Origin of the sequence: Stenotrophomonas maltophilia, assembly GCF_001274595.1 — a bacterium.
Classification (GTDB): Bacteria; Pseudomonadota; Gammaproteobacteria; order Xanthomonadales; family Xanthomonadaceae; genus Stenotrophomonas; species Stenotrophomonas forensis.
The window spans coordinates 2,135,022-2,156,167 of record NZ_CP011010.1 but is presented as its reverse complement, the minus strand read 5'-3'; the positions used below and the strand labels follow the sequence as shown (position 1 = coordinate 2,156,167).

General features: G+C 67.4%; 19 protein-coding genes and 1 pseudogene. 10 read left to right on the top strand and 10 right to left on the bottom strand.

Annotation, left to right across the window (positions count from 1 at the left end; translation table 11 throughout):
• Window positions 1-15 precede the first annotated feature (15 nt).
• Complete coding sequence (locus VN11_RS10035) at window positions 16-2,259, bottom strand: type VI secretion system Vgr family protein (RefSeq protein WP_053449640.1); 2,244 nt, start codon at window positions 2,257-2,259, stop codon at window positions 16-18.
• 228 nt (window positions 2,260-2,487) lie between these two features.
• Here VN11_RS10035 and VN11_RS10030 point away from each other — a divergent pair, with 228 nt between their 5' ends.
• Window positions 2,488-3,537 (top strand): DUF1176 domain-containing protein, encoded by a 1,050-nt coding sequence (locus tag VN11_RS10030; RefSeq protein WP_053449639.1) that lies wholly within the window; start codon window positions 2,488-2,490, stop codon window positions 3,535-3,537.
• A gap of 84 nt (window positions 3,538-3,621) precedes the next feature.
• On the opposite strand, the gene recJ is transcribed toward VN11_RS10030, so the two are convergent.
• From recJ to dapB, 6 genes are all read right to left on the bottom strand, one after another.
• Window positions 3,622-5,379 carry a single-stranded-DNA-specific exonuclease RecJ gene (gene recJ / locus VN11_RS10025; protein ID WP_053449638.1) on the bottom strand — a complete coding sequence of 586 codons (1,758 nt, stop codon included), beginning with the start codon at window positions 5,377-5,379 and terminating at the stop codon, window positions 3,622-3,624.
• Between the two features lie 160 nt (window positions 5,380-5,539).
• Window positions 5,540-6,457, bottom strand: a complete 918-nt coding sequence (locus VN11_RS10020) for a phosphoglycerate mutase (RefSeq protein WP_053449637.1) — start codon at window positions 6,455-6,457, stop codon at window positions 5,540-5,542.
• A gap of 4 nt (window positions 6,458-6,461) precedes the next feature.
• Complete coding sequence (gene greA, locus VN11_RS10015; protein ID WP_026347191.1) at window positions 6,462-6,926, bottom strand: transcription elongation factor GreA; 465 nt, start codon at window positions 6,924-6,926, stop codon at window positions 6,462-6,464.
• 8 nt (window positions 6,927-6,934) lie between these two features.
• Window positions 6,935-10,177, bottom strand: a complete 3,243-nt coding sequence (gene carB / locus VN11_RS10010; RefSeq protein ID WP_053449636.1) for a carbamoyl-phosphate synthase large subunit — start codon at window positions 10,175-10,177, stop codon at window positions 6,935-6,937.
• 149 nt (window positions 10,178-10,326) lie between these two features.
• Complete coding sequence (carA, locus tag VN11_RS10005; protein ID WP_053449635.1) at window positions 10,327-11,454, bottom strand: glutamine-hydrolyzing carbamoyl-phosphate synthase small subunit; 1,128 nt, start codon at window positions 11,452-11,454, stop codon at window positions 10,327-10,329.
• A 309-nt stretch (window positions 11,455-11,763) separates the two neighbouring features.
• On the bottom strand, window positions 11,764-12,492 hold the full coding sequence (gene dapB, locus VN11_RS10000; RefSeq protein WP_080374905.1) for a 4-hydroxy-tetrahydrodipicolinate reductase: 729 nt from the start codon (window positions 12,490-12,492) through the stop codon (window positions 11,764-11,766).
• A 57-nt stretch (window positions 12,493-12,549) separates the two neighbouring features.
• Between dapB and VN11_RS09995 the strand changes: the two genes are divergently transcribed.
• The 4 genes and pseudogenes from VN11_RS09995 to VN11_RS09980 all read left to right on the top strand — a co-directional run bounded on the left by VN11_RS09995 (window position 12,550) and on the right by VN11_RS09980 (window position 14,986).
• Entirely contained in the window at window positions 12,550-13,344 is a 795-nt protein-coding gene (locus VN11_RS09995; RefSeq protein WP_425507581.1) for a 3-oxoacyl-ACP reductase, read from the top strand.
• 4 nt (window positions 13,345-13,348) lie between these two features.
• Window positions 13,349-13,744 carry a MerR family transcriptional regulator gene (locus VN11_RS09990; RefSeq protein ID WP_053449633.1) on the top strand — a complete coding sequence of 132 codons (396 nt, stop codon included), beginning with the start codon at window positions 13,349-13,351 and terminating at the stop codon, window positions 13,742-13,744.
• A 67-nt stretch (window positions 13,745-13,811) separates the two neighbouring features.
• Window positions 13,812-14,386 (top strand): annotated as a pseudogene (locus VN11_RS09985) (NAD(P)H-dependent oxidoreductase).
• A gap of 138 nt (window positions 14,387-14,524) precedes the next feature.
• The gene (locus VN11_RS09980) at window positions 14,525-14,986 is read left to right on the top strand and encodes a DUF4304 domain-containing protein (protein WP_053449632.1); all 462 of its coding nucleotides are present in this window, start codon (window positions 14,525-14,527) and stop codon (window positions 14,984-14,986) included.
• Between the two features lie 106 nt (window positions 14,987-15,092).
• Here the strand turns inward: VN11_RS09980 and VN11_RS09975 are convergent, their stop codons facing one another.
• The 3 genes from VN11_RS09975 to VN11_RS09965 are packed head-to-tail and all read right to left on the bottom strand — an operon-like array spanning window position 15,093 to window position 17,454.
• Window positions 15,093-15,338, bottom strand: coding sequence for a DUF6587 family protein (locus VN11_RS09975; RefSeq protein ID WP_053449631.1), 246 nt, complete (start codon window positions 15,336-15,338; stop codon window positions 15,093-15,095).
• Window positions 15,338-17,203, bottom strand: a complete 1,866-nt coding sequence (feoB, locus tag VN11_RS09970) for a ferrous iron transporter B (RefSeq protein WP_008265453.1) — start codon at window positions 17,201-17,203, stop codon at window positions 15,338-15,340. Before feoB ends, VN11_RS09975 begins: the two co-directional genes overlap by 1 nt.
• Window positions 17,200-17,454, bottom strand: a complete 255-nt coding sequence (locus VN11_RS09965; protein ID WP_005409473.1) for a FeoA family protein — start codon at window positions 17,452-17,454, stop codon at window positions 17,200-17,202. The genes feoB and VN11_RS09965 overlap by 4 nt, the downstream gene beginning before the upstream one ends.
• 119 nt (window positions 17,455-17,573) lie before the next feature.
• On the opposite strand from VN11_RS09965, the gene VN11_RS09960 reads away from it, so the two are divergent.
• From VN11_RS09960 to yeiP, 5 genes are all read left to right on the top strand, one after another.
• Window positions 17,574-18,362: an enoyl-CoA hydratase/isomerase family protein gene (locus tag VN11_RS09960; protein WP_049457462.1), complete on the top strand. Its 789-nt coding sequence runs from the start codon at window positions 17,574-17,576 to the stop codon at window positions 18,360-18,362.
• Window positions 18,363-18,364: 2 nt separating this feature from the next.
• On the top strand, window positions 18,365-18,766 hold the full coding sequence (locus VN11_RS09955) for a VOC family protein (protein WP_053449630.1): 402 nt from the start codon (window positions 18,365-18,367) through the stop codon (window positions 18,764-18,766).
• On the top strand, window positions 18,763-19,659 hold the full coding sequence (locus VN11_RS09950) for a hydroxymethylglutaryl-CoA lyase (protein WP_053449629.1): 897 nt from the start codon (window positions 18,763-18,765) through the stop codon (window positions 19,657-19,659). Before VN11_RS09955 ends, VN11_RS09950 begins: the two co-directional genes overlap by 4 nt.
• Before the next feature lie 100 nt (window positions 19,660-19,759).
• Window positions 19,760-20,530 (top strand): SDR family oxidoreductase, encoded by a 771-nt coding sequence (locus VN11_RS09945; protein WP_053449628.1) that lies wholly within the window; start codon window positions 19,760-19,762, stop codon window positions 20,528-20,530.
• Between the two features lie 48 nt (window positions 20,531-20,578).
• Entirely contained in the window at window positions 20,579-21,145 is a 567-nt protein-coding gene (gene yeiP / locus VN11_RS09940; protein WP_005409468.1) for an elongation factor P-like protein YeiP, read from the top strand.
• Window position 21,146: the final 1 nt, after the last annotated feature.

The following is a 21,146-nucleotide window of genomic DNA, read 5'->3' as shown; positions in this document are numbered from 1 at the left end:
CTTCTCCCTTGCGGCTCAGCAGTTGAGCTTGATCTCGCTGCCGTTGACCGATACACCACCGGCGTCGATCACCACTTCCGAACCACCGGCGGTGATCTTGATCGCGCTGTCGGTGATCTCGATGACCGAACCGCCGACCTTGCTGGTGAGCTTGACCGCCGACTCCAGGCTCATTGCGCCGTCCGAGCCCTGGCTGTGGGTGCCACTGGCATCCTGGCTGAAGTTGCCGGTGACATCGATGACGCGCTCGCCGACGTTGCTGTCGTCGACCTTGCCCTGCACCTTGCGCTTGTCCTGCCCGGTGATCGTCACTTCACGCGCGGCCTGCAGGGTCTCGGTGACCAGCCCACCGACGGTGCGACTGGAGGTGGAGGTGACGGTCTCGGTCCAGGTGCCGGTGCGCTGGCTGGTGTAGTTGCCGGTCAGCGTGGTCTTGAAATCACCGGTGATGGTTTCGGTGTAGCCAGCGGCGGCAATCGTCTTGGTTTCGCCGGTCTCGTACTTCTCGGTCACCGCGCCGGTCACATTGGTGGTACGGGTGCCGCTGACACCCAGCGTATCGGTGCCGGTCACGGTGATGCCGCGGTTGCCGCCGACACTGATGTCCTGGTTGGCGCCGACGCCCATGGTGTGGTTGACCGCCACCGTAGTCGACTTGTTGTTCTTGATGCTGGCGTTCTGGTCGTTGAGCACGGTGGTGACCATGTCACGCTGGGCGCGCATGTTCAGCAGCTCGCCGCCGGCGCCATCGTGCATGGTGATTTCATTCCAGCCCGCGCCCTTGACCGTCTTCGACTTCAGGCCGCTGACCTCCATGCCGAACGGCGGCATGTTGTCTTCGTTGTAGACGCGGCCGGTGATGATCGGCCGGTCCGGATCACCGTCGAGGAAGTCGACGATCACTTCCTGGCCCACGCGCGGCGGCGACACGCCGCCCATGTCCGCGCCGGCCCAGGGGCTGGCACTGCGGATCCAGCACGAGGCGTTCTCGCGACGGTCCAGTTGGCGGTCCCAATGGAACTGCACCTTCACCCGGCCATAGCGGTCGGCGTGCAGTTCCTCGCCCGGCGGGCCGACCACGGTGGCGGTCTGCGGGCCCGGCATGCGCGGCCAGGGGGTGAGCCGCAGCGGGCGGTACGGGATGCGCCGCCGCAGCACTTCGGCCTGCACTTCCACACTGGGCGCTTCTGCACTGCCGAAATCGGCGGCAAAATTATTGTGGCCTTCGCGCTGCATGCTGACCACGAAGAAGCTGCGATCGGTGTCGTCGCGGCCGATGAAGTCCGGATGCCGTTCCAGATCAAAGCAGCCGCCGGCCTCCATCTCGCCGGCATTGCCCGCACACTCGAACAGCTTGGTCGGCCAGGTCACTTCCTCGTTGCGCACCGCAGCCAGCGCCGTACCGATGCGGCTGTTCATGAAGCGCGCGGCACCGTCGTAGCGGTACTGCTCCAACGGCGGCAGCAGGCCCAGCGGCACCTGGTTGCCCTGGTTGCCATCCAGCCGTTCGCCCGGCTGCTTGAAGTCGAAGCTGCGCAGCGTCTGCACGCTCGGCCCGACCCGGCGCCGCGCCCCCCAGCGATGCAGGCCCGTGCTGGCCAGGGTGCCCTGGTCGGAAACAAACGCGATCGGCTGCGGCTCGCCATGGGCAGTGCTCAGCGTCGAATCGTCGCTGATCACCATCTCATGGCCTTCTTCGTCGTGGACGAAGCTGTAGTACAGGCCGGCATCTTCCAGCAGGCGGCTGACGAAGGCGAAGTCCGATTCGTTGTACTGCACGCAATACGGCAGCGGCGCCAGCTTGCCGGCATTGAGGTCGTAGCGGAACCTGGCCAGCTGCGCATAGCCCTCGAAGACTTCCTCGATGATCTGCAGCACGTTCCGGTCCTGGAAGATGCGGCAGTTGCAGGTGTAGTCGAGGAAGGCGAACCACGGCGCCAGCTCGGCACGATAGGCGCTGAACTGCGCCTGCTGCCCGGTGCTGGCGAACTCGCGCACGTAACCATGCACGCTGCGGTTGCCGAACTCATCGCCGAGCTGCAGCCGCAGCGGTTGCCCGACCAGCTGTTTCAGCTCCAGTCGCGGCTGGATCGAGAGCAGATCGATGCGGTACGCAAACGGCGCGGACACCGATTCGGCGCCGTCGAAGCGCTTGACCAGGAACGTGTCCGGATCCAAAGCGGTTTCGACGCGGATCAGGCGTCGGTCCTGGTGCAGGCGCTGCAGCGTGGCGCCGGGAAGCAGTGATTCGGCGTACATCGGGCGTTCCGTCGTCCCATGTTGGTCGTGGCCCGACTTTGCCATTGACCTGTGCCATGTGCCAGCTTTTTGACGCAATCACCGCTGGATAAGGAGATGAATTCATTAAGGATTTTCACGGCAGCGCGAACCACGTCACAAATACGGAGAGCACAGCGCAGCCATTCAGGCTGGCGCTGACGGTCCTGGCTGGGCACTCTGTGGCCCCGCCCATGTGTATGGATGCCCATGCGTCAGTTCCTGCCCTTTGCCCTGCTGGCCTTGGTCACCCCGCCCGCTGCGAACGCCGGGGCACCCTCCAGCCGTCTGTACTTCCAGCACCACGATTGGGTGGTGGCCTGTGACAACACCCGCACCTGCCGCGCCGCCGGCTACGCCGCCGACGAGCAGAGCACGCTCAGCGTGCTGCTGACCCGCAAGGGCGGCGCCAACCAGGCCATGCAGGGCCGTCTTTCGCTGCAGCCGGATGAGGGCCAGGCCCGGCCCGCCGGCGCGCTGCGCCTGCATGTCCGGCAGCAGGACCTGGGTGTGCTGGTACCGGACCAGGGCGAAGGCACCTATACCCTGAGTGCCGCGCAGACCGCCGCACTGTTGTCCGCACTGGCGCGCGACGGTGGAATCAGCGTGAGCGATGCCACCGGTCAACGTTGGGCGTTGTCGGACAAGGGCGCTGCCGCAGTCCTGCTGAAGATCGACGAGTACCAGGGCCGCCTCGGCACGCCCGGTGCCGTGATGCGCAAGGGCAGCACGCCCGAAGCCAGCGTTCCGGCCGCGCTGCCGGTGCCCGTCGTGCACAGCGCACCGACTGCCGATTCGATTCCGGATGACCCGGCCTTCGCGCAACTGGCGGCCTCGCCCGCGCTGCGCGCCGCGCTGCGTGCCACGCTGAAGGACAACAGCTGCGAGGGCCTGCTGGAGGCCGATGCCGATATCCCGCTGAGCAACTCGGCACTGGAGATACGTCGCCTGGACGCGCAGCACGTGCTGGTCAACGTGCCCTGCTGGCGCGCGGCCTACAACACCGGCGACGGCTACTGGGTGGCCCGCCCGAAGGCCCCGTTCCAACCGCAGTGGGTGACCAGTGATGCGATCGACTATGACGATGGGCAGATCATCGCCGCGCAGAAGGGCCGCGGACTGGGCGACTGCATCTCGCAAAGCACCTGGACCTGGACTGGCACTGCCTTCGTCGCGACCTCCGAAATCGCAGCAGGCCTGTGCCGCGGCGTGCCCGGTGGAACCTGGGAACTGCCGACCCTGGTGACCGAGGTCCGCTGACCTCACAGAAAAAGGGGACGGAGGGGATTAAGTCGCAATTGGCAAACAAGGCACAAGCGACTTAATCCCCTCCGTCCCCTTTTTTCAGCAGGGCAGGCAGTGCTCGACGATCAGCTGGATCGCGCTGCCACCGCGATAGTCATCGCAGGCCAGGCGATAGGCCAGATGCACATGGCGACCCGGCGCATTGCCGTGCCAGCCGCCGAAGTGGATCGCGTTGATCGTGCCGGGTACGCCGGGCAGGCGCAGTTCCAGCTTCAGGTGGCGCTCCTTCAGCACGCGCCAGTTGGCCACTTCGAAATGGCCGTCGAACAGCGGTTCCGGGAAGCCCTGACCCCACGGCCCGGCCAGGCGAAGCGCATCGGCATGGCGATGGTCCAACTCGTCCGCCGCCAGTTCGCCGTCGCTCAATACCTGCTGCTGCAGCGCCGCCGGGTCGAGCATTTCCAGCACCACGGCGATGAAGGCGGCCTTGAAGTCGTCAACGTGATCCAGGCGCAGGCTGAGGCCGGCGGCCATTGCATGCCCACCGAAACGTTCGATCAGGCCCGGATGGCGTGCGTCGACCAGCGCCAGCGCGTCACGGATGTGCAGGCCGGGAATCGAGCGCGCCGAGCCACGCAGCGTGTCGGCCCCCGGCTCAGCCGGGGCGAAGGCGATCACCGGGCGATGCAGGCGGTCCTTCATCTTCGACGCGACCAGGCCCACCACGCCCGGGTGCCAGTCGGCATCGAACAGGCAGGCCGCCACCGGCCGCTGGCCGGCCGTGTCCAGCACCACGCGGGTCAGCGCCTGCTCGGCGTCGTCGGTCATCGACTGCTGCACCGCGCGCCGTTCCGAATTGATCTGCTCAAGTGTCTGCGCAATGTCGCGTGCCTGCCGTGGGTCCTCGGTCAGCAGCAGCGCGATGCCCAGCGCCATGTCTTCCAGCCGGCCGGCAGCGTTCAGGCGCGGCCCAAGTGCGAAGCCGATATCGGTGGCGGTCAGTCGTGCGGCATCGCGGCCACTGGCTTCGATCAGGGCGCGCAGGCCGACACAGCCCTGCCCAGCACGCAGCCGGCGCAGGCCCGCGCTGACCAACGCACGATTGTTAGGGTCCAGCGCCACCAGGTCGGCGACGGTGCCCACCGCCACCAGGTCCAGCAGCGTGGTCAGGTCCGGCCCCTTGCCATCGGCGAAGACACCGGCCTCGCGCATCTGCCGGCGCAACGCCATCAGCACGTAGAAAATCACGCCGACACCGGCCAGCGATTTACTGGGGAAGGCATCGCCATCCAGGTTCGGATCGACGATGACATCAGCCGGCGGCAGCTGCGGGCCCGGCAGGTGATGGTCGGTGACCAGCACCTGCCAGCCACGCGCCTTGGCCGCAGTCACGCCCGCATGGCAGGCAATGCCGTGGTCGACCGTAACCAGCAGGTCCGGCTGCAGCGCGGCCAGTTCGTCCACCAGCGACGGCGACAGGCCATAGCCGTGCACCATGCGGTTCGGCACCGCGTGGAAGACATGCTGCGCGCCGAGCATGCGCAGGCCGCGCACGCCCACCGCGCAGGCGGTAGCGCCATCACAATCGAAATCGCCGACCACCAGGATGCGCTTGTCATTGGCGATGGCCTCGACCAGCAGGCCCACCGCTGCATCGATGCCGGTCAGCAGTTCGGGCGCATGAAGATTGCCCAGCTTCGGCAGCGCCAGCTCCGGGGTACCGGCATCGCGACTGGCGTAGAGCCGCGCCAGCAGCGGCAGTGTGCCGTCCGGCCAGTTGCCGGGTGCGACCGCATCGCGACGGCGGATCGTCACCGTATCAGTGGATGGCTGCACAGCATCGGCGGCAAGGGACATCGGCATCGCCGGTTACGAAAGACAGAGGGATGATACCGCGCGTGGGAGAGGCTGGCGGGATTGCGCCCGGCAGCTGCGGTAGTGCCGGCCGCTGGCCGGCAACCCCGGTAACCATCGGGGGTCAGAGCCGCTTTCCGACGAAAAACGGATCCGACCCCGATCAGTCGTGCAGCTGCCGCGGCTTCTTCCAGAACTGCCAGCGCTGGCCGCGGTCCAACTGGAACTGCAGGCCATCCTCGAAGTCCAGCACCAGTCGCTGCAGCTCGCCTCGCTTCAGCGCGGCCAGCAGCGGCCGGATCGCATCATTGCCCAACTGCTGCGATGAACGCAGTTGGCGCAGGTCGACCAACGCATCCACCGCCTGCTCGCCATCCACCGCCACGCCAGCCGCCAGCGCCAGGCCCTGCAGCAGGGCATCGCGGCTGCGCACCTGCGCATGCGCCGTGCTGACCGACACCGGCATCACGCCACCGCCCCAGAACCACAGCGAATTGATCGGCTGTTGCCCCTGGGCCACGCGCTGCTGGTTCCAGGAATGGTTGTGCAGCAGCACCTGCGCCTCGGTCATCAAGGCCCGCCAGCGGCGGCCGCCCTCGCCTTCCGGCAGGTGCGAGAACAGGTCATCGCCCAGCACTTCGTCCGGGTTGTCGAACTCGGGCAGCGCCAGGTCGATCGGAAGCCGCAGGTACCAGCGCGAAGGATCCGGTGCGTCGAGCACGAACCCGGCATCGGCGAACAACGGCTGCAGCACCGGCAGCAGGGCCAGGCAATCAGCCAGGGTCGGCCGCAGTGTTTCGCCGTAGGCCATCATCCGCGCGCCGTGCATGTCCGGCACCATGCAGGCCGGATCGGCGCGCAGCCAGCGGGCGCCGGCGGCATCTCCCACGTCACGCTGGCGGGTCAACGCAGCCACCGGCCACTGCGGCGCAGCCACGCTGAAATGCCGTTGCAGCTGAGCGCGTTCACCGGCATCCAACTGCAAAGCGGTGGCGCGACCCAGGGCGCGCGCCACGTCATCCGGCAATGCAGCCGCCGCAAGGCGGCTGCGCGCCGGCAACAGCAGGGTCGCCGTTGCCACCTCGTCAGTCCACGTAGCTGACGCTGACGATCTCGTACTCGCGCTGGCCGGCCGGGGCGTCGATCACGATCGAATCGCCTTCCAGCTTGCCGATCATCGCGCGCGCCACCGGCGAGGAAATGGCGATCAGGCCCAGCTTGATGTCCGCTTCCAGGTCGCCGACGATCTGGTACTTCTTCTCTTCGTCGGTTTCCACGTCGGCCAGGGTCACGCTGGCACCGAACACCACCTTGGAGCCGGCATTGAGCTTGCTCACGTCGATGATCTCGGCGTGCGACAGCTCGCCTTCCAGCTGCTTGATGCGGCCTTCGATGAAGCCCTGTTCCTCGCGCGCGGCGTGGTACTCGGCGTTCTCCTTCAGGTCGCCGTGTTCACGCGCTTCGGCGATCGCGGCGATCACCTTCGGGCGCTTGACCGACTTCAGGTGATCCAGTTCGTCGCGCAGCTTCTGCGCGCCCTTCATGGTGATGGGGGCTCTCATGCATTCAACTCCTTGTGCAGCTCCTGCAGCGACCAGACGGGGCCGGTGCCGCGGAATTCCAGTGAATCCACCAGCGCCTTGGCGCCGGCAATGGTGGTCGAGTAGGTGACGCGGTGCTGCAGCGCCTCGCGACGGATCGAGAACGAGTCATTGATCGCCGAACGACCTTCGGTCGTGTTGACGATGTACACGATCTCGCCGTTCTTGATCGAATCGACGATGTGCGGGCGACCTTCGACCACCTTGTTGATGATCTCGCAGTCCATGCCGTGCTGCTGCAGCCATGCGGCGGTGCCACGGGTGGCCACCAGGCTGTAGCCACGCGCCAGCAGGGCCTTGGCCACCGGCAGCACGCGCTTCTTGTCGGGATCGCGGACCGAAACGAAGGCCTTGCCGACCGGCGGCGCCTTGATGCCACCGGCTTCCTGCGCACGCGCGAAGGCGGCGTTGAAGGTGCGGCCCACGCCCATCACCTCACCGGTGGAGCGCATTTCCGGCCCGAGGATCGGGTCGACGCCCTGGAACTTGGCGAACGGGAAGATCGCTTCCTTCACCGAGTAGTAGTCCGGCACGATTTCCTTGGTCGCGCCCTGCTCGGCCAGGGTCGTGCCAGCCATGCAGCGCGCGGCGATCTTGGCCAGCGGCATGCCGGTGGCCTTGGACACGAACGGCACGGTGCGCGAGGCACGCGGGTTCACTTCCAGCAGGTAGATGGTGTCATCGCCCTCTTCGCTGGTCTGGATCGCGAACTGGGTGTTCATCAGGCCGACCACGTTCAGGGCCTTGGCCAGCTCCACCACCTGGCGGCGCAGTTCGGCCTGGGTCTTGGCCGACAGCGAGTACGGCGGCAGCGAGCAGGACGAGTCACCCGAGTGCACGCCGGCTTCTTCGATGTGCTCCATCACGCCACCGATCAGGACGTTGCCCTCCTTGTCGGCGATGATGTCCACGTCGCACTCGACGGCGTTGTCGAGGAAGCGGTCCAGCAGCACCGGCGAATCGTTGGACACCTTCACCGCGTCACGCACGTAGCGGGCCAGGTCGGATTCGCCGTAGACGATTTCCATCGCGCGGCCACCCAGCACGTAGCTCGGGCGCACCACCAGCGGGTAGCCGATCTCGCGGGCCAGCAGCAGCGCTTCCTGGTCGTTGCGGGCGATGCGGTTCGGCGGCTGCTTCAGGCCCAGCTTGTCGACCAGCTGCTGGAAGCGCTCGCGGTCTTCGGCCAGGTCGATGGAGTCCGGGCTGGTGCCGATCACCGGCACGCCGTTGGCTTCCAGCGCACGTGCCAGCTTCAGCGGGGTCTGGCCGCCGTACTGCACGATCACGCCCTTGGGCTGTTCCAGCTCGACGATTTCCAGCACGTCTTCCAGGGTCAGCGGTTCGAAGTACAGGCGGTCGGAGGTGTCGTAGTCGGTCGACACGGTTTCCGGGTTGCAGTTGACCATGATGGTTTCATAACCATCCTCGCGCAGCGCCAGTGCCGCGTGCACGCAGCAGTAGTCGAACTCGATGCCCTGGCCGATGCGGTTCGGGCCACCGCCCAGGATCATGATCTTGTCGCGGTTGGTCGGCGCGGCCTCGCACTCGTCCTCGTAGGTCGAGTACAGGTAGGCGGTACCGGTGGAGAACTCACCGGCACAGGAGTCCACGCGCTTGTAGACCGGGCGCACCTTGTGCGCACGGCGCAGCGCGCGGATGGCCGCTTCGTTGGTACCGGTCAGCTGGGCCAGGCGGGCGTCGGAGAAACCGGCGCGCTTGAGCTTGCGCAGGCGCGCCGCGTCGAGCGCATCGATGCCACCGGCAGTCACTTCAGCTTCGGCCGCGATGATTTCCTCGATCTGGTCCAGGAACCAGTGGTCGATGAACGACAGCGCGTAGATCTCTTCCACGCTCATGCCGGCGCGGAATGCATCGGCGACGAAGAACAGGCGCTCCGGGCCCGGCGCCTTCAGCTCGCGGCGCAGGGTCTGCAGGTCTTCTTCGTTGGCCAGGTCCAGGCCGGTCGGGTCGAAGCCGACCTTGCCGGTTTCCAGGCCACGCAGGGCCTTCTGCACCGACTCCTGGAAGGTGCGGCCCATCGCCATCACCTCGCCCACCGACTTCATCTGGGTGGTCAGGCGGGCATCGGCAGCCGGGAACTTCTCGAAGGCGAAACGCGGAATCTTGGTGACCACGTAGTCGATCGACGGCTCGAACGAGGCCGGGGTCAGGCCGCCGGTGATCTCGTTCTTCAGTTCGTCCAGGGTGTAGCCCACGGCCAGCTTGGCCGCGACCTTGGCGATCGGGAAGCCGGTGGCCTTGGAGGCCAGCGCCGAGGAACGCGACACGCGCGGGTTCATCTCGATGACGACCACGCGGCCGGTCTTCGGGTTGATGCCGAACTGCACGTTCGAACCACCGGTATCGACGCCGATCTTGCGCAGCACGGCGATGGAGGCATCGCGCAGGCGCTGGTATTCCTTGTCGGTCAGGGTCTGCGCCGGGGCCACGGTGATCGAGTCACCGGTGTGCACGCCCATCGGGTCCAGGTTCTCGATCGAGCAGACGATGATGCAGTTGTCCGCGGTATCGCGGACCACTTCCATCTCGAATTCCTTCCAGCCCAGCACCGACTCTTCGACCAGCACTTCGGTGGTCGGCGACAGCTCCAGGCCACGGCTGACGATCTCGACCAGCTCTTCGCGGTTGTAGGCGATGCCGCCGCCGCTGCCGCCCAGGGTGAAGCTGGGGCGGATGATGGTCGGGTAACCGACGCGGGTCTGGATCTCCAGCGCTTCGTCCAGGGTGTGGGCGACGGCAGCGGTCGGGCATTCCAGGCCGATCTCACCCATGGCCACGCGGAACAGCTCGCGGTCTTCGGCCATGCGGATCGCTTCGCGCTTGGCGCCGATCAGTTCGACGTTGTACTTCTCCAGCACGCTGTGGTCGGCCAGGTCCAGCGCGCAGTTCAGCGCGGTCTGGCCACCCATGGTCGGCAGCAGCGCGTCAGGCTTTTCCTTGGCGATGATCTTCTCGACCGTCTGCCAGTTGATCGGCTCGATGTAGACGGCATCGGCCATCTCCGGGTCGGTCATGATCGTGGCCGGGTTGCTGTTGACCAGCACCACGCGGTAACCCTCGTCGCGCAGGGCCTTGCAGGCCTGGGCGCCGGAGTAGTCGAACTCGCAGGCCTGGCCGATGACGATCGGGCCAGCACCGATGATGAGGATGGTCTTGAGGTCAGTGCGCTTGGGCATTTTCTTCTCTAAGTCAGTACAGCGTGACAAGGGGGGTGATCGCACGCTGTCGATCAGGAATCTTGATCCGCAGCGCCGCGCCAGCGGCAGCAGCGATGCGGGGGCTTACGGTCCATCGCGACGCCACCGGCAAGCCGGCGACGTACTGATCACGCCTTGCTCTGTTCCATCAGGGCCACGAAACGGTCGAACAGCGGGCCGACATCGGTCGGGCCGGGCGACGCTTCCGGGTGGCCCTGGAACGAGAACGCCGGCACGTCGGTGCGGGCGATGCCCTGGTTGGTGCCGTCGAACAGCGAACGGTGGGTCACGCGCAGGGTCGCCGGCAGGGTCGATTCATCAACCGCGAAGCCGTGGTTCTGCGAGGTGATCATCACCCGGCCGTTGTCCAGATCCTGCACCGGGTGGTTGGCACCGTGGTGGCCGTGGCCCATCTTCATGGTCTTGGCGCCCGAGGCCAGGCCCAGCAGCTGGTGGCCCAGGCAGATGCCGAAGGTCGGGATCTTCACGTCGATGAAGGTCCTGATCGCTTCGATGGCGTAGTCGCACGGTTCCGGGTCACCCGGGCCATTGGACAGGAACACGCCGTCCGGCTTCAGCGCCAGCACTTCGGCGGCCGGGGTCTGCGCCGGCACCACGGTCACTTCGCAGCCGCGCTCGGCCAGCATGCGCAGGATGTTGGTCTTCACGCCGAAGTCGTAGGCCACGACCTTGAACTTGGCCGGCACGCTGACAAAGGCATTGGCGTCCAGGTCCAGCTGGCCCTCGGTCCAGGTGTAGGTCTTCTCGGTAGTGACGACCTTGGCCAGATCCATGCCCTTCAGGCCCGGGAACTTGCGGGCGGCTTCCAGTGCCTTTTCCACGTCGATGTCGCCGGCCATCAGCGCACCGTTCTGCGCGCCCTTCTCGCGCAGGATGCGGGTCAGCTTGCGGGTGTCGATGCCGGCGATGGCGACCACGCCACGCTGGATCAGCCAGTCCTGCAGCGACACCTGGCTGCGCCAGTTGCTGGGGCGGCGCGGCACGTCGCGCACGATCAGGCCGGCCGACCACACCTTGGACGCTTCATTGTCCTGGTCGGTCATGCCGGTGTTGCCGATATGCGGATAGGTCAGCGTGACCATCTGCCGGGCGTAGGACGGGTCGGTCAACACTTCCTGGTAACCGGTCATGGCGGTGTTGAACACCACCTCACCGACGGACAGGCCGGGCGCGCCTACGGATTCGCCCTCGAATACGGTGCCGTCTTCGAGGACGAGGATTGCGGCTTGGGTCACGGAAATCTCACTTTGGCTACCGAGGGGGCTGCCGAAGTCACGCCTGCGCTTCACGGAAATCCGGTTGCAAAAAAGCGCGGACGTACGGTCTGGGACCGGTCCGGCTTTCGTGATTCGGCGAGTGCGAATTGTAGCGCTGCCGGGGCGCTCGCGCCAGCGGTTATCGCTGTTCATGAACAGGCGATTGCGCATTCATTTCAATCCGGCGGCGTATGCGGGGCCGCCATGACCCCGGTAGATGCCAACCTTGGTTGGCAGGCTTTCCGGGAAGCGCCAACCAAGGTTGGCATCTACCATCGACCTGGACCGTTACCGGGGGCCGTCCAGCAGGTCCCGCACTCGGTAGCTGCCGGCCGCCCGGCCGTGCAGCTGGCGGGCGGCGAACAGCGCGCCGCGGGCAAAAATGTCGCGATTGGTGGCCCGGTGGACCAGCTCGATGCGCTCACCGGGGCCGGTGAACTGCACCAGATGCTCGCCGACGATATCGCCGGCACGCAGGCTGGCGTAGTGCGGCTGCGCCCCACCCCGCTGCGCTGCCGCACCCAGGGTCAGCGCGGTGCCCGACGGCGCGTCCTTCTTCTGGGTGTGGTGCGATTCGACGATGTCGCAGTCCCAGCCGGCCAGCGCCTGTGCGGCGCGCTCGACCAGCTCGTCCAGCACCGCCACGCCCAGGCTGAAATTCGAGGCCCAGACCAGCGGGATCTTCGCTGCCGCGGCCTCCAGCGCCTGGCGCTGCGTACTGGAGATGCCGGTGGTACCCGACACCAGGCCCGCGCCCCGCTCCACGCACAGCGCCAGCATCGGGTCGAAACCCTCCGGCAGGCTGAAGTCGATTGCCACATCGAACACCGGCGCGCCGGGCAGCTCGCTGGCGGCGAAGAACGGCACGCCGTCGACCACGCGCTGGGCCGGCGCGCGGCCGGTCACCGCCGCCACGATCTGCAGGGTTTCGGGGTGTTCGGCGGCCAGCCGCAGCAGAGCCTGGCCCATGCGCCCGGAGGCGCCGTGAATGAGCAATCGCAGGGGAGTCTGGTTCATGCCCGCAGGCTAGCGGCAGCGCACCCGCTCCGGCAAGCGCCATCGCTGCTACGCTGCATGCCCTTTCACGCAATGGATGGCAGTTCCACCATGCAGATCAGCGAACAACTGGTGCTGGTCACCGGCGCCGGCCGCGGCCTTGGCACGCACATTGCCCGCGCCTTCGCCGCGCAGGGTGCGCGCGTCATCGTGAACTACCACCGCAGCGAGGCCACCGCACGGGCCCTGGCTGCCGAACTGGGCGGACAGGCGATCGCGCTGCCGGCCGACGTCACCGATCGCGCCCAGGTCGACGCCATGCTGCAGCAGGCGCTGGCGCACTTCGGCCAGGGCGTCACCACCGTGGTCAACAACGCGCTGGCGAGCTTCTCGTTCAATGGCGATGCGCGCGACAGCGCTGCCGATATCGGCTGGCCGGCCTTCCAGGCCCAGTTCGAGGGCAGCGTGCGTGGCGCGCTCAACACCGTGCAGGCCGCCCTGCCCGGCATGCAGGCGCGCCGTTTCGGCCGCGTCATCAACATCGGCACCAACCTGTTCCAGAACCCGGTCGTGCCCTACCACGACTACACCGCGGCCAAGGCCGCGCTGCTGTCACTGACCCGCACCCTGGCCGGCGACCTCGGCCCGCATGGCATCACCGTCAACATGCTGTCCGGCGGCCTGCTGCGCACCACCGATGCCAGCGCTGCCACGCCCGAGGCGGTGTTCGACTACATCGCCGCCAACACCCCGCTGCGCAGCGTCACCACCCCGGCCGAGTTCGCCGATGCGGCGCTATTCTTCGCCAGCCCCTGGTCACGCGCGGTGACCGGCCAGAACCTGGTGGTCGATGGCGGGCTGGTGCGGGACTGAGCCGATGCGCATCTCCGAGGTCAGTCGCCTGACCGGCGCCAGCGCCAAGGCCATCCGCCTGTACGAGGCGCGCGGCCTGCTGCCACCGGTGCCGCGCGTGAACCGCTACCGCGACTACAGCGAGCAGGACGTGGCCTGGGTGCAGCTGATCCGCCAGGCGCTGGCACTGGGCATCACCCTGGCGGCGGTCTCCCGGCTGCAGGGTGGCGATGGGCGGCTCGACTGGCCGGCCGTGCTGGCCCTGCTGGAGCAGCAGCGCAGCCGCATTGCGTGTGAGCGCGCACGGCTGGAGCAGGTCGAGCTTGACCTGCAGCAGGTCAGCGACGAACTACGGCAGTGGCTGCACTCCGGCAGTGGCGACTGCGTCCTGCAACCCAGCGGCTGCCCTGTCGGCGCCTGACCCGGCGTTTGACTCTGCCCCTGGGGCATAGCCCAACCTCGCGCACTTTCCATTGCCCGAGGTTGTCGTGTCCCGTTCCATCCTGATCCTGCTCGGCCATCCCGACCGTGACAGCCTGTGCGGCGCCCTCGCCCAGCGCTACGCCACCGCTGCTGAAGCCACCGGGTGCGTCTGATCGCCTTGGGTGAACTCGAATTCGACCCGGTACTGCGCCACGGCTACCGCCAGGTCCAGCCGCTGGAAGCCGACCTGCAGGACGTCGCCGATGCGATCCAAGCCTGCGATCACCTGGTGCTGGTCTATCCCACCTGGTGGGGCGCGATGCCGGCCCTGCTGAAGGGCCTCTTCGACCGCGTGCTGCTGCCGGGGTACGCCTTCCGCTACCGGCGCGATTCGGTGTGGTGGGACCGGCTGCTGGCCGGCCGCAGCGCGCGGGTGATCACCACCCTGGACACGCCGCCGTGGTACTACCGCTGGATCTACCGCGACCCGGGCATTGCGCAGATCCGCGCCACCATCCTGGCGTTCTGCGGCTTCCGCCCAGTGAAGATCAGCCGCCTCGGTGCGGTGCGCAGCAGCACGCCGGCGCAACGCAGCACGTGGCTGGCGCTGGCAGCAGAGCTTGGATCCCGCGCCAGGTAGATTCAGGCCATGGGCAAGGCGTGCGAACCAAGGTTCGCACCCACCTGGGGCGCTCGTTGCGCGTGTCGCGTTTGCCAATTGACCCCCGCGCACGGCGCGACAAGGCTGTGGGCCCTTCCTCCAGCCCAGGCGGGCCCCATGAAATCCGCGACGGTCTTCAGCAGATGCGCAAGGAAGACAGGCTTTGCCGGGACCACCACCACCCGCTACCGGCTGCTGGAGGGCGCCCTGCTTGTCGTGAATCACCAACGCGCCAGCGAACACCGGGGCTTCTATGTGAATGCCGGGCTCTACTTTCCAGAGCTGCTTGAGTATCCGCTTGCGCCTTCCGACCTGGAAACTGCGTTCAGGTACCGCTCCAGCATTCCCACGCCGCATGTCGACTGGCGGATCGAAGAGACGCCCGGCCTGCGCCGGGCCTTCATCCAGCAGGATCTGGATGATCTGCTTGAGGCAGGCAATCGTGATGCGCTGAAAGGCCTGCTGCTCGGTGCCCTTGCCGATGTGGCGGGCTTCGCGGAAGCCCACGGAAACCGCGAGTCGGTGCGGCGATTGAATCGGGACGGAAACTTCCGCGCGCTCATCCGCAGGGAGGTCTGAACCCGGGAAGCGTGCGAACCAAGGTTCGCACCCACCGGGTGAAGTTCGCACCCACCGCGGCGAATGCTCGCACCCACCGTGCGGCCGCCGTCGAGCAAGCCCGGCGCTACTTCTTGGTCGGCCCGCAGCTGTCGCAACCGCCACATGCGCCACCGCCGCCCGTCGCCGGCGGCGCGATTTTCCGGCCCAGCGTCTGCAGCCAGGCAGCACGGCCCGGCCTCAGCAGGGCCAGCGCCAGTGCACCGCGCACCCTGCGCACGGTGCCCGGGAACTGCTTCTTCAACACCACCCAGGCGCTGACCAGCACGGCCACCGCGATGATCAGGTATTGCAGCAGCAATCCGCTGTCCATCAGCCGCCTCCCAGCGCCCGGGTCACCTGGTAGGTGATCAGCGCCGCCACGTAGGCCGCGGCGAACAGGTAGAACGCCGAAAAGGCCATCGTCTTCCACGAATTGGTTTCGCGCTTGATGGTGGCCAGCGTCGAGATGCACATCGGGGCGTAGATGTACCAGACCAGCAGCGACAATGCGGTGGCCAGCGACCAGCCGTCGCTGATCAGCGGGGTCAGCGCCTGGCTGGCGGCATCGTCATCGGCCGCCGACAGCGCGTACACAGTGGCCAGCGAGGACACGGCCACTTCGCGCGCGGCTAGGCCCGGGATCAGCGCGATGCAGATCTGCCAGTTGAAGCCCAGCGGCGCGAAGAACACCGCCATCGCGTGGCCGATCTGGCCGGCGTAGCTGTAGTCGATGGCCGGCATCGTGGCGCCCACCGGCGCCGCCGGGAACGACAGCAGCACCCACAGCAGGATGGTCAGCGCCAGGATGATGCCGCCGACGCGCTTGAGGAAGATCATGCCGCGCTCGTACAGGCCCACCGCCAGGTCGCGCACATGCGGCAGGCGGTACGACGGCAGTTCCAGCATCAGCGGATGCTCGCTCTTGTCGCGGCGCCACTTCTTCATGATCCACGACATCGCCAGCGCACTGAGGATGCCGGCCGCATACAGGCCGAACAGCACCAGGCCCTGCTGGTTGAACACGCCCCACACGGTCTTCTGCGGGATGAACGCACCGATCAGCAGCGCATACACCGGCAGGCGCGCCGAGCAGGTCATCAGCGGCGCGACCAGGATCGTGGCCAGGCGGTCGCGCGGGTCCTGGATGCTGCGGGTGGACATGATGCCCGGCACCGCACAGGCGAAGCTGGACAGCAGCGGGATGAACGAGCGGCCGGACAGGCCGGCTGCCGCCATCATGCGGTCGAGCAGGAAGGCCGCACGCGGCAGGTAGCCGGACTCTTCCAGCACCAGGATGAAGAAGAACAGGATCAGGATCTGCGGCAGGAACACCACCACGCCACCGACGCCGGCGATGATGCCGTCGGTCAGCAGGCTCGCCAGCGGCCCTTCCGGCAGCACGCTGCCGACGAAGGCGCCGAGCCAGGCGAAGCCGGCCTCGATGGCATCCATCAGCGGCGTTGCCCAGGCGTAGACCGCCTGGAAGATCAGGAACATCACCACCGCCAGGCTGACCAGGCCGAACACCGGGTGCAGCAGCCAGCGGTCCAGCGCGTCGTCGATCTTGGCGGTACGTGCCGGCATGCGCACGGCCACCGACAGGATCTGGCGCACCTTGGCGTGGTAGTCGATGCCGCCTTCCGGGCCCGGCACTGGTGCATCCAGGTGCGGCACCATCGCATCCAGGCGCTCGACCAGCGCCTTGGCACCCTGCTTGCGCACCGCCACGGTTTCCACCACCGGCACGCCCAGCTCGCGCTCCAGCGCAGCCACATCGACCTGGATGCCGCGGCGCTGGGCGGCATCGACCATGTTCAGCGCCACCACCATCGGCTTGCCCAGCTCGCGCAGCTCCAGCGCGAAGCGCAGGTGCAGGCGCAGGTTGGTGGCATCGATCACGCACAGCAGCACGTCCGGCGCGGCTTCGCCCGGGTAGAAGCCGCGGCACAGGTCGCGGGTAATCGCCTCGTCCAGGCTGGCCGGTTGCAGGCTGTAGGCGCCCGGCAGGTCGAGCACGGCGAATTCACGGCCGGACGGCGCGCGCAGGCGGCCTTCCTTGCGTTCGACGGTGACGCCGGTGTAGTTGGCGACCTTCTGCCGGCTGCCGGTCAGCTGGTTGAACAGGGCGGTCTTGCCACTGTTCGGGTTACCGACCAGCGCGACGCGCAGGGGGGCGGTGGAGGCAGTAGCGGTCATGCACGTCGTTCCTGGCTGGCGGCGTCAACCACGACGCGCTTGGCTTCACTTATGCGCAGCGCGAACCGGGTGAACCCGACCTGCACCAGCAGCGGCTCCCCGCCTACCGGACCCTTGGCCACCAGGCGCACTTCCTCGCCCTTGACGAAACCCAGCTCGCGCAGGCGACGGGCAATGGCATCGTTGGCATGCAGGTCCTGCACGGATTCGACCACGGCCGAGGTGTGCAGCGGCAGTTCGGACAGCGTCATCTAGCGTAATCTCTGCTGGATGTAAATGGTTCTCGATTCTAACATTCCCGCGTCGCGTCATGGCCCATGACCAATGGCCCGCTATGATCCATACAGGTATGGAGTGACCTTGGAATCCCATGAACGATGCTTTGCAGATCGAGCGCCGTGGCGCCGTCCTCACCCTCTGGCTGAACCGGCCGGAGCTGCACAACGCCTTTGACGCCAGCCTGATCGCCCGGCTGACTGCCGCGCTGGAAGCCGCCGGCCGCGATGATGCGGTCCGCGCGGTGGTGGTGGCCGGCCACGGCGCCTCCTTCTCGGCCGGCGCCGACATGCAGTGGATGCGTGGCATGGCCGCCGCCAGCGAGGCGGACAACCGCGAGGACTCGCTGGCCCTGGCAAGGCTGATGCGCACCCTGGACGAGCTGCCCAAGCCGACCCTGGCCCGGGTCCACGGCGCCGCCTTCGGCGGTGGTGTCGGCCTGGTCGCCTGCTGCGACATCGCCATCGCCAGCACCTCGGCCCGCTTCGGCCTGACCGAAAGCCGCCTCGGCCTGCTGCCGGCGGTGATTTCGCCCTACGTGATCGAGGCCATCGGCCCGCGCCAGGCCCGGCGCTGGTTCGCCACCGGCGAGCACTTCGACGCCGATACCGCGCTGCGCATCGGCCTGGTCCACCAGCTGGTCGAGCCCGAGCGCCTGGACGAGGCACTGGAACGCCAGCTGGCCCTGCTCGACAAGGCCGGCCCGATCGCCTCGTCCACCGCCAAGCAACTGGTCCGGCAGGTCCGCGACAGCCATGATCGCGACGCGCTGGATCGGGATAATGCCGCGCTGATCGCGCGCCTGCGGGTCTCCGCCGAGGGCCAGGAAGGCCTGGGCGCGTTCCTCGACAAGCGCGCCCCCCACTGGGTCACGGAAGCCTGAACATGCTCGATCATCTTGGTTTGACCAGCGCCAACCTGGCGCGCAGCAAGGCCTTTTTCCTGCAGGCGCTGGCGCCGCTGCAGATCAGCGTGGTGATGGAAGTGACCGCCGAACAGAGCGGCGCCCACGACCACATCGGTTTCGGTAGCGACGGCAAGCCGTTCTTCTGGCTCGGCAATGGCGGCACCGCCAGCCACGGCGTGCACGTGGCCTTCGCCTGCGCCAGCCGCGCGCAGGTAGATGCCTTCCATGCCGCCGCCCTCGCCGCCGGCGGCCGCGACAATGGCGCCCCCGGCCTGCGCCCGTGGTACCACCCGGATTACTACGGCGCCTTCGTGCTCGACCCGGACGGCAACAACATCGAAGCGGTCTGCCACCGCCCCGGCTCCGAGGTAGAGGCATGAGCGACTACGTCCGCATCGTCGAAGTCGGTCCGCGTGACGGCCTGCAGAATGAAAAGCAGTCGGTGTCCACCGCCGACAAGATCGAACTGATCAACCGCCTGTCGGCCACCGGCCTGCGCAGCATCGAGGCGACCAGCTTCGTCAGCCCGAAGTGGATCCCGCAGCTGGCCGATGCCGCCGAGGTTTATTCCGGCATCCAGCGCAGGCCCGGCGTCAGCTATCCGGTGCTGGTGCCGAACGAACAGGGTTACGACCGTGCCCGCGCGGTCGGCGTGGAGGAAGTGGCGGTGTTCACCGCCGCCTCCGAAGCGTTCAACCGCACCAATACCAATGCCGGCATCGACGAGTCGCTGGCCCGTTTCGAGCCGATCCTGCGCCGGGCCGCCGCCGATGGCGTGCGTGTGCGCGGCTATGTGTCCACCGTGCTCGGCTGCCCCTACCAGGGCGAAGTACCGCTGGCCGACGTGGTGCGCGTGGCCCGTGCCCTGCACCAGATGGGCTGCTACGAAATCTCGCTGGGTGACACCATCGGCGTCGGCACCCCGCGCAAGGCACGGGCGATGCTGCAGGCGGTCGCCGCCGAGATTCCGATGGCGGCGCTGGCCGTGCACTTCCACGACACCTATGGCCAGGCCGTCGCCAACATCGCCACCTGCCTGGAAGAAGGCGTGCGCGTGGTCGACAGCGCCGTGTCCGGCGCCGGTGGTTGCCCGTATGCCAAGGGCGCCAGCGGCAATGTCGCCAGCGAGGACGTGGTCTACCTGCTGCAGGGCCTGGGCCTGGACAGCGGCGTGGACCTGCCGGCACTGGCCGAGACCGGCCGCTGGCTGGCCGGCCTGCTCGGCCGCGCCACCGCCAGCCGCACCGGCCAGGCGCTGGCCGCCGCCGGCTGACCGCCGCACCGCGCCGCCACGCAAAAGCGGCGCAGTGCACAACAGCGACGGTCGTGGCTTCCGTTAGAATCGGCGGTTCTCGAACCTGCAGGACCGTTCAATGCAGCTGTCTTCCGTACGTGCCGTGATCACTGGCGGCGTTTCCGGGCTCGGCCTGGCCGTGGCCCAGCACCTCATCGCCCAGGGCGGCAAGGTGGCCCTGTTCGACCTCAACGACGACAAGGGCGCAGCCGCCGTTGCCGGACTGGGTGCCGACAAGGCCCGCTATTTCAACGTCAACGTCAGCGATGAGGCGGCCGTGGCCACCGCCATCGACCAGGCCCACGATTTCCTCGGTGGCCTGAACGTGGCGATGAACTGCGCCGGCATCCTCGGCGCCGGTCGCGTGCTGGGCAAAGAGGGCCCGATGCCGCTGGCCGGCTTCCAGGGCACGGTGATGGTCAACCTGGTCGGCAGCTTCAACGTGGCCAAGGCCGCGGCCAACCGCATGCAGCACAACGAGGCCGGCACCGACGGCGAGCGCGGCGTGATCATCAACACCGCCAGCATCGCCGCCTATGAAGGCCAGATCGGCCAGGCCGCGTATGCCGCCAGCAAGGGCGGCGTGGTCTCGATGACGCTGCCGATGGCACGCGAACTGTCGCGCTTCGGCATCCGCGTCAACACGATTGCACCGGGCGTGTTCTGGACGCCGATGGTCGACGGCATGCCCGAAGCCGTGCAGCAGTCGCTGGCCGCCTCGATCCCGTTCCCGTCGCGCCTGGGCAAGCCGGAAGACTTCGCCAGCCTGGTCGGCTTCATCCTCGGCAACACCTACCTCAATGGCGAGACCATCCGCCTGGACGGCGCTACCCGCCTCGCTCCGAAGTGATTCCCCCGGGCGCCGGGAAGGCGCCCTCCCCCAACGACCAACATCATCATGAAAGCCAACGACATCAAGAAGGGCAACGTCGTCGAGTACAACAACGGCGTGTACCAGATCCGCGACATCGAGCGCAGCTCGCCGCAGGGTCGCGGCGGCAACGTCCGCTTCCGCTTCATCATGTACAGCGTGCCGGGCGGCAACAAGCTCGACGCCAGCTTCGATGCCGACGACAACCTGGTCGAGGTCGAACTGCTGCGCCGCCAGTCCACCTATTCGTACAAGGACGGCGACGCCTTCGTGTTCCTCGATGACGAGGACTACACCCCGTACACGCTGGACGCGGACGTGATCGGCGACGACGCCGGCTACATCACCGACGGCCTGACCGGCATCTACGTGCAGGTCATTGACGAGCAGCCGGTGGCGATCCAGCTGCCGGCCTCGGTGGTGCTGGAAGTGATCGAGACCCCGCCGGAACTGAAGGGTGGCACCGCCACCAAGCGCCCGAAGCCAGCCAAGCTCAACACCGGCATCGAAATCATGGTGCCGGAGTACATCGTCAACGGCGAACGCGTGCTGGTGAACACCGCCACCGGTGAATTCGCCGGACGCGCCGACTAAG